Source organism: Methylomagnum sp. (assembly GCF_054333355.1).
The window spans coordinates 1-8,438 of the sequence record NZ_JBTEKS010000191.1 but is presented as its reverse complement, the minus strand read 5'-3'; the positions used below and the strand labels follow the sequence as shown (position 1 = coordinate 8,438).

The following is an 8,438-nucleotide window of genomic DNA, read 5'->3' as shown; positions in this document are numbered from 1 at the left end:
GGATAAAAGGTACTCCGGGGATAACAGGCTGATACCGCCCAAGAGTTCATATCGACGGCGGTGTTTGGCACCTCGATGTCGGCTCATCACATCCTGGGGCTGTAGCCGGTCCCAAGGGTATGGCTGTTCGCCATTTAAAGTGGTACGCGAGCTGGGTTTAGAACGTCGTGAGACAGTTCGGTCCCTATCTGCCGTGGGCGTTGGAGATTTGAGGGAAGTTGCTCCTAGTACGAGAGGACCGGAGTGAACGCACCCCTGGTGTTCCGGTTGTCATGCCAATGGCATTGCCGGGTAGCTACGTGCGGACGGGATAACCGCTGAAAGCATCTAAGCGGGAAGCCCCTCCCAAGATGAGATCTCCCCGGGACCTGAGAGTCCCCCGAAGGGCCCTCGAAGACCACGAGGTTGATAGGCAGGGTGTGGAAGGCCAGCGATGGCTGAAGCTAACCTGTACTAATTGCCCGCGAGGCTTGACCATATAACGCCCAAGCGGTGTGGGCCGGACACACACGCGCCGTGTACGTTTTCCAGCGTTGAGGGCCAGAGAGCGAACCAGGCTCCGCTCCAACCACGACAGGCTTCGCCTGGTGGCCACAGCGGGCGGGAACCACCCGACCCCATCCCGACCTCGGAAGTGAAACCGCCCCGCGCCGATGATAGTGCGGACCACCCGCGCGAAAGTAGGGCACCGCCAGGCACCCATCCACGGACCCCCGCCCTCCCTCTGGAGGCCGGGGGCTTCCGTCTTTAAGAGTCCGTTGATATCCCATCCCCACTCACCCCGTCCTCCCTCCTCCGGGGTCAGACTTCCACCATGTTTACCCGCTGGGTTATCCCGCACACTAGTTCATAAGGAATTGTCGAGGCATGGGAAGCGATTTCCTCCACCGGCAGGCCATTCCCCCACAGAACTACCTCGTCCCCAACTCTCGCCTCCGGGCAGTCCGTCAAATCCAATGTAATCATGTCCATGGATACCCGGCCTATCAGCGGCACCCGTTGTCCACACACTAACACCGGGGTTCCCGATTGCGCGTGGCGGGGATACCCATCTCCATAACCCACCGCCGCCACCCCCAAGCGGGTGGGACGTGTGCAAACCCAATCCCCGCCATAGCCTACTGCCGAGTCCGTTTCAATCTGCTTGATGGCAATCAATCGGGTGCGGAAGGTCATGACTGGCCTGAGTCCCTCGCTAATGCCTGTTCGGTCGGGAAAAGGCGAAATGCCGTATAGTGTTACGCCCGGTCGTATCCATTCGACGCGTGCCTGTTCCCAAGCCAGAAGGCCCGCCGAATTAGCGATACTGCATTCATTTGGCGCTTCCGCCAGTGTTTTCCTAAACAACGTCAACTGCCGATCCGTCAGGCTATCTTGCAGCATGTCGGCATTGGCGAGGTGAGTCATCACCGGAATTGGCTGGCGCACCGAGGCGCACGCTTGGAGGCGGTGGAAATAGCCTTTGAATTCATCGGGAAGCAGTCCTAGCCGATGCATGCCCGTGTCCAGTTTGACCCAAATAGCCAGGGGTTCCCTCAGCGGCGTCTGCTCCAGCAATTCAACTTGATAGGGCGAGTGGACCACTGGTTCCAAACGATGGGCGGCGTGAAGTTCCAATTCATCCCGGTTGATGAAACCTTGCAGCACGGCAATACGCTGCCGGAAACCCGCCTCACGCAGCATCAAGCCTTCGTCCAGCCGAGCCACGGCGAAAGCATCCGCATCCGGCAGGCTCCGGGCGATGCGCAACATGCCGTGGCCGTAAGCATTGGCTTTGATGACCGCCATGACTTTTGCTTTGGGGGCGAATGAACGCACCCGCGCCAAATTATGGGCGGCCGCTCCTAAGTCGATAGTGGCGTGGGCGGAGCGAATCACTAGAACTCCTCCGAGGCGTAGGAATCAGAGATGAAGTTTTCGAATTTGGTGTACTGGCCCAGGAAGGTCAGCCGCACATCGCCGATGGGACCATTGCGTTGCTTGGCAATAATGATTTCGGCGGTGCCCTTGTTGGGGTTGTCCGGCTCTTTGTTGTATACCTCATCGCGGTAGATAAACACGATGATGTCGGCATCCTGTTCGATGGCGCCCGATTCTCTCAGGTCCGACATGATGGGCCGCTTGTTGGGGCGCTGTTCCAAACCGCGATTAAGCTGGGACAAGGCGATAACCGGGACGCTGAGTTCCTTGGCGAGCGCCTTCAGGGAGCGGGAAATGTCGGAGATTTCGTTGACGCGGTTCTCCGCGCCGGGCGATTGCATTAGCTGCAAATAATCCAGCACCACCAAACCTAGTTTTCCATCGTTTTCGCGGGCCAAACGGCGACAGCGCGCCCGCACCTCGGTGGGCGTCATGGCCGGGGTATCGTCGATATACAGCTTGGTTTCCCCCAACAAATTGACGGCCATGGTCAGGCGCGGCCAATCGTCCTCCTCCAGCTTGCCGGTACGCACCCGATGCTGGTCAATGCGGCCCAGGGACGAAAGCATACGCATCACTAGTTGTTCCCCCGGCATTTCCATGCTGAACACCGCCACCGGCAGCTTCTCCTTGAGGGCCACATATTCGGCGACGTTCATGCAGAAGGTTGTTTTGCCCATCGACGGCCTGCCCGCCACAATGACGAGGTCGGACGGCTGTAGGCCCGAGGTCATTTCATCGAAGTCGGTGAAGCCGGTGCTGACGCCGGTGATATGGCCATCCTTATGGTAGAGCGTCTCGATCCGGTCGATGGCGGCTGTCACCAAGGGTTTGATGGGCCTAAAGCCGGTGTCCTTGCGGCGATACTTGTCGGCGATGCCGAAAACCTTTTTCTCCGCTTCATCAATGAGCGTGATGGTTTTCCGCCCCTGCGGAAAATAGGCCAGGTCGGCGACCTCGCTGCCCGAGATAATGAGCTGGCGCAGCACCGACTTCTCCCGGACGATCTCGGCGTAGGCCACGATATTCGCCGCGCTGGGCGTCTCTTTGGCTAAGGTCGCGAGATACGCCAGCCCGCCCGCGTCTTCCAGCCAACCCAATTGCTCCATGGCTTCCGACAGCGTGATGACATCCAGCGGGGAGTCTTTCTCGGCCAGAATCTTGATGGCCTTGAAAATAAGCTGATGGTCACGGCGGTAGAAATCATCCTCAATGAGAACATCCCCCACCCTGTCCCAGGCTTGCTTGTCCAGCATGAGTGCGCCGATGACCCCTTGTTCGGCATTGATCGAATGAGGCGGGATTTTCAGGGCTTCAACACTTTCATCCCTGCGTCTATTGGTGCGTTCTGCCATGTTCAGGCGTTGCGTATGGTTTGAATGATGCGGGTGGTGGAGAAGCCATCGACGAAGCCGAGCAGTTTCACTTCACCGCCGTGGGCCAGCACATGGTCGTGCCCGGCGATATCTTCAATGGTTTGATAGTCGCCCCCTTTCACCAAGATGTCGGGAAGCAGTTGACCGATGGCGTCACGGGGCGTGTCTTCCTCGAAAGGAACCACCCAGTCCACGCATTCCAGCGCCGCCAGCATCGCCATGCGGTGTTCCAGCGAGTTGATCGGGCGGTTCTCGCCTTTCAGCCCCTGCACCGAGGCGTCGCTATTGACCAGCACCACCAGACGGTCGCCCAGGTCGCGGGCCTGCTGGAGATAATGGATGTGACCCGGATGGAGGATATCGAAGCAGCCATTGGTGGCGACAATCTTTTCCCCCTCGCGGCGGGCCAGCGCCAAGACCGGCAACAGGCCCGTGAGGTCGATCACGCCGCGTCGATGGGCGCGTTGACCGTGCAGCGCATAATCCAGTTCTTCCCGGCTGACACTGGCGGTGCCCAGCTTGCCCACCACAATGCCAGCCGCCAGATTCGCCATCTGGGTGGCTTCGGCCAAGGGCGAACCCGCGGCCAGGGCGGCGGCCAACACGGAAATCACCGTGTCGCCCGCGCCGGTCACGTCATAGACTTCCTTGGCATGAGCGGGCAGGTGCAAGGCTGGCTGGCTCGATTGCAACAGGGTCATGCCCTGTTCGCCGCGAGTAATCAGCAGGGCTTGCAGTTCCAACCGCGCCAACATGGCGAGTCCCTTCTCCACCAATTCATTGTCATCCCGGCAGGCTCCGGCCACGGACTCGAATTCGCTCCGGTTGGGCGTGATGAGGGTGGCACCGCGATACTTATCGAAATCGGTCCCCTTGGGATCGGCCAGCACTGGCTTGCCAGCGGCGCGGGCCAGCGCAATCAGCGCCGGAGCATCCGCCAGCGTGCCCTTGCCGTAATCGGACAACACCACCGCGTCGGCGCCGCGCAGCCTCGTCGCGAAACGGTCGGCCAGCGGTGCCGGGTCGATGCCGTGGAAGCGCTCCTCGAAATCCAGCCGGATCAATTGCTGATTTCGGCTCAAAACCCGCAGCTTGGTGATGGTGGGGAGGCCAGGCACCCGCTCGATGGCAGAGGCGATGCCCGCCTTATCCAACAGGGCTATCAGGCTGTCGCCCGCCTCGTCGCGGCCACAATAGCCCAGCAGGTCCACGGGATTGCCCAGGGTGGCAAGATTGAGGGCCACATTGCCCGCCCCGCCCACCCGCTCCTCGACGCCTTGCACCCGCACCACCGGCACCGGGGCCTCGGGAGAGATGCGCGAGGTGCCGCCGTGCCAGTAGCGGTCGAGCATTAAATCGCCCACCACCAGCACGCGGGCGGTATGAAAATCAGGGAGTTGCATGATGAATATGGAGCGGAAGAGGGGCGATAGGATAGCACGGGTTGCCGGGTTTCGGATTCAGGCCGCCCGCCCATGCTCAAGTCAGACAATGTGGGAGCGGGCCTTTGGCCCGCGACAGCCGCGCTAGGTGGTGGGCTTAAAAAGCCCGCGCCTAGGGGAAATGGCTAGAGAAGAAGGCGGGCGGTCGAGCCGCCCGCGAGCCGGATCAGTCGGCGAGGGAATCAATCGTCGCTGAACACGCCCAGGAGGTGCAGCAGGCTGGTGAACATATTGTAGATGGCGACGTAGAGCGTCACCGTCGCCATGATGTAGTTGGTTTCGCCGCCATGGATGATGTTGCTGGTCTCGAACAGGATCAGCCCGGCCATCAGCACCACGAACATGGCGGAAGCCGCGATGGCGAGACCCGGCATACTCGGCAGGAAGATGGCCGCGAGTCCGGCCAGGAAGGCCACCAGGATGCCCGCGCTCAACATGCCGCCCATGTAGCTGAAATCCTTGCGGCTGGTCAGGGCGTACAGGGACAGGCCCACGAAGGTCACGCCGGTGCCGCCCAGGGCGGTCATCACCATTTGGCCGCCGTTGGCATAGTGGCCTATGTAGGCGTTAAGGATCGGCCCCAGGGTCAGCCCCATGAAGCCGGTGAGGGCGAAGACGCACGCCAGGCCCCAAACGCTGTCGCGGAATTTGGTGGTCAGCATCAGCAACCCGATATAGCCGACCAGTGTTATCACGACGCCGGGATGGGGCAAATTAAGCGCCATGGACAAGCCGGCGGTGGCCGCGCTGAACAGCAGGGTCAGGGACAGCAGGGCGTAGGTGTTGCGGATAACCTTGTTGGTTTCCAGCACGCTCGCCGGGGTGCGGATGACGGCTTGATTGGGTTGACTCATGAGTAATCTCCTTTGGGTTAAACGAAGCTTGGACCCGAAAATGGTACAGTAGTTTTGCCCATCCATGAAAACCGCCCGAGGAGTTCATCATGTCGTCATTCCGAGAACGACTTTTCCGCCTGATTTCTGAACTGGTGTTATGCCATCTCCCCAGCGGGATGGAGCGGGAAATGGGATTGACGCAGAACGCGCCCGGGCTTGATTTTTAACGAACCAACACCATATAAAGCACCATAATCCTTGACCATAAGAGTAGGTAATCCATGAACAAGACGACCGGAATGGTTCTCAGCGCATTACTCGCGCTCACCCTGGCCCTCTCGGGCAGTGAAGCGTTCGCCGCCCGAATGGGTGGCGGCAAATCCTTCGGCAGCCGCCCCTCCTATAGCGCGCCTTACCAACGCTCGCCCAGCGCCACGTCCCCTGGCATGAGCCAACCGGGCATGGGCGCACAGCAACCGGCTTATTCGGCGGCACAGCAACGTAACCAAGGGATTCGTGATTCCCTGGCGCAACGCGGCGGCTTCATGCGGATGCTGGGTGGCTTGGCCCTCGGTGGCCTGCTCGGCGCCATGCTGTTCGGCGGCGGCTTCGAGGGCATCAACTTTCTCGACATCCTGCTATTCGGCGTGATCGCGTTCATGCTGTTCAAGTTCCTGGCGGCGCGGCGGCGGGCCACCGAAGGCGCGGCGACACCCGCAGGCTACTATCCAGTAGCTCACGAAGCCGACGAGGTGGAGCGTCCTTATCAACGGCAAAGCCATGAATCCCCGACGGGCCGGGCTGACTTCAACACCGATATCCTGTCTCGTAAGGGCGGTGCCGGGTTTGGTGGCTCAGCGGCGTCAGCGCCAGCGTTCCCCGCCGATTTCGACGCGGTGGCCTTCGCGAATGGCGCCAAATCCGCTTACGCGATGATGCAGAAGGCATGGGATGCGGGCGATTTGGCCGAACTGCGGGCGTTGACCACCGATAAGGTGTTTGGCGAATTACAGGACCAGATTCGCGCCCGTGGCGGTGTCGCCAACCACACCGAGCTGCTCAAGGTCGAGGCGGAAATCCTGGAGGTGCAGGACGTGGGATCGGATCGTGAAGCGGCGGTGCTGTTCGACGTGCAGCTCCGCGAAGCGCCGGGTGCCGCGCCCGCCCAAGTCCGCGAGGTCTGGCACTTCACCCGCTCCCGCAACAGCCGTCAGCCGACGTGGTTCCTGGACGGCATTCAGCAGGTCGAAGAATAAGCCTAAGCCCCCGCACACAAGGCCGACTGGAATCTAGGGTTCCCGTCGGCCTTCATTTGTCAGCCTCCATGACCAGCGCCAAAACCCGCCTTGTCTTCACCTCGATATTGCTCGCCGTCCTTGTGGGGGCGGGCGTCGGTGGGTGGTGGCTCACTCGTGACCGTGCCCCCAACGTGGAATTCACCACCCTCAAGGGCGAGCGGATCAGGCTGCGCGACTGGCGCGGCCAGCCGGTCTTGGTGGCTTTCTGGGCCAGCGATTGCCGGGCCTGCCTTGAGGAAATGCCCGACTTGGCCGCGCTCCATCGAGACTATGGCCCACGGGGTTTGCGGGTCATCACGGTGGCGATGCCCTACGACCCGCCCAACCGGGTGGTGGCCTTGGCGGAAGGCCGACAACTGCCTTATAACGTGGCGCTCGATCCGCTGGGCCGACTCATCGAGGCGTTCGGACGGGTCGAATTGGTGCCCAATAGTTTTTTAATCGCGCCCGATGGCCGCATCGTTCTCCATGGTTTGGGACGGATTCACGCGGCGGAATTGGGAGCGCAAATCGAGCGCCTGCTCGGGGAGAATTAATTCATGTGGTTGAAAGCTTTCCATTTGATTTTCATGGTGACTTGGTTCGCTGGCTTGTTTTATCTGCCCCGGCTGTTCGTTTACCATTGCATGAGTTCCGACGCGCCTAGCATCGAACGATTCAAAATCATGGAGCGCAAACTGTATTACGGCATTATGACGCCGGGCATGGTGTTGACTTGGGTATTCGGCGTTTGGATGCTGGGTGATTCTGCTTGGGCGGCTTATGGAAAAAGTGGCTGGCTGCACACCAAACTATTTCTGCTGATATTGTTGGTGGGGTATCACGTTCAGTGCGGTCGCTGGCTGAATGATTTCAAGCATGATTGCAATACCCACAGCCATATCTTTTTCCGTTGGGCCAATGAGATTCCGGTGTTGTTCTTATTCGGAATTATTGTGCTAGCCGTTGTTAAACCCTTTTGATTTTTATTTTAGTTTGATTTGTCGAGGTTATCCGCCATGCCTACTTATGATTATCAGTGTAAGTCTTGTTCCCACCCTTTCACCGCCATGCATAAAATCAGCGAACCCGCGCCCAACTGCCCGGAATGCGGTGGTGAAGTGAAAAAACTATTGTCGGCACCCGCTGTGCATGGCGGTTCTTCCAGCCGTTATCAAGAAGTGGCGCCGTGTGGCGTGCCGGTGGCGCAGGGTTGTGGGTCGGGGATGTGTGGGCATAGTCATCATTAATATTCGCTCGCTCTCACGCGCCGCGTCATTGCCGTTAAGTTAAGTCGATCTGGGGTCCGAACTTTAGTTTGGATAAGGGCTTAAGCGGTTGAAAAACGTCCAAACTAAAGTTCGGACTCCAGCAGTTACAGCGCTCGGTTTTCTTAACTTAATGGCAATGATGCGGCGCGTGGGAACGAGCGATCCTGCCAGAAATCATTAGAGTTGTATCCGATGCTAAGCCACTGATGATGAAGAGATTTTATGGTTCCATAGCCCCGCAGAGAGTGAAAAAAAGTAATCCACGAAGTCATCCAGGTGGTTCCTTATCCGGTGCGTCAGGCAGTGAAAGCCTTTC

The 8,438-nt window shown here is 59.5% G+C and carries 8 protein-coding genes and 2 rRNA genes; 6 read left to right on the top strand and 4 right to left on the bottom strand.

Annotated elements, in window-relative coordinates:
* Together ACXWUF_RS14210 and rrf are read left to right on the top strand one after the other, a co-directional pair.
* Positions 1 to 478, top strand: a 23S ribosomal RNA gene (locus tag ACXWUF_RS14210); the annotation flags it as partial.
* Between the two features lie 105 nt (positions 479 to 583).
* Positions 584 to 697, top strand: a 5S ribosomal RNA gene (gene rrf, locus ACXWUF_RS14205).
* A 104-nt stretch (positions 698 to 801) separates the two neighbouring features.
* Here rrf and alr read toward each other — a convergent pair.
* The 4 genes from alr to ACXWUF_RS14185 form a co-directional block, all read right to left on the bottom strand.
* Entirely contained in the window at positions 802 to 1,878 is a 1,077-nt protein-coding gene (gene alr / locus ACXWUF_RS14200; RefSeq protein ID WP_458498158.1) for an alanine racemase, read from the bottom strand.
* Complete coding sequence (gene dnaB / locus ACXWUF_RS14195; RefSeq protein ID WP_458498157.1) at positions 1,878 to 3,275, bottom strand: replicative DNA helicase; 1,398 nt, start codon at positions 3,273 to 3,275, stop codon at positions 1,878 to 1,880. The genes alr and dnaB overlap by 1 nt, the downstream gene beginning before the upstream one ends.
* A 2-nt stretch (positions 3,276 to 3,277) precedes the next feature.
* A complete protein-coding gene (gene hldE, locus ACXWUF_RS14190) occupies positions 3,278 to 4,699 on the bottom strand; it encodes a bifunctional D-glycero-beta-D-manno-heptose-7-phosphate kinase/D-glycero-beta-D-manno-heptose 1-phosphate adenylyltransferase HldE (RefSeq protein WP_458499366.1) in 1,422 nt (473 codons plus the stop codon).
* 221 nt (positions 4,700 to 4,920) lie between these two features.
* Positions 4,921 to 5,592, bottom strand: coding sequence for a Bax inhibitor-1/YccA family protein (locus tag ACXWUF_RS14185; protein ID WP_458498155.1), 672 nt, complete (start codon positions 5,590 to 5,592; stop codon positions 4,921 to 4,923).
* A gap of 263 nt (positions 5,593 to 5,855) precedes the next feature.
* Between ACXWUF_RS14185 and ACXWUF_RS14180 the strand changes: the two genes are divergently transcribed.
* The 4 genes from ACXWUF_RS14180 (at position 5,856) to ACXWUF_RS14165 (ending at position 8,101) form a co-directional block, all read left to right on the top strand.
* Positions 5,856 to 6,830 (top strand): Tim44 domain-containing protein, encoded by a 975-nt coding sequence (locus ACXWUF_RS14180; protein ID WP_458498154.1) that lies wholly within the window; start codon positions 5,856 to 5,858, stop codon positions 6,828 to 6,830.
* Between the two features lie 68 nt (positions 6,831 to 6,898).
* The gene (locus ACXWUF_RS14175; protein ID WP_458503296.1) at positions 6,899 to 7,408 is read left to right on the top strand and encodes a TlpA family protein disulfide reductase; all 510 of its coding nucleotides are present in this window, start codon (positions 6,899 to 6,901) and stop codon (positions 7,406 to 7,408) included.
* Positions 7,409 to 7,411: 3 nt separating this feature from the next.
* Positions 7,412 to 7,834, top strand: a complete 423-nt coding sequence (gene hemJ, locus ACXWUF_RS14170) for a protoporphyrinogen oxidase HemJ (RefSeq protein ID WP_458498152.1) — start codon at positions 7,412 to 7,414, stop codon at positions 7,832 to 7,834.
* A 36-nt stretch (positions 7,835 to 7,870) separates the two neighbouring features.
* A complete protein-coding gene (locus ACXWUF_RS14165) occupies positions 7,871 to 8,101 on the top strand; it encodes an FmdB family zinc ribbon protein (RefSeq protein ID WP_458498151.1) in 231 nt (76 codons plus the stop codon).
* Positions 8,102 to 8,438 lie beyond the last annotated feature (337 nt).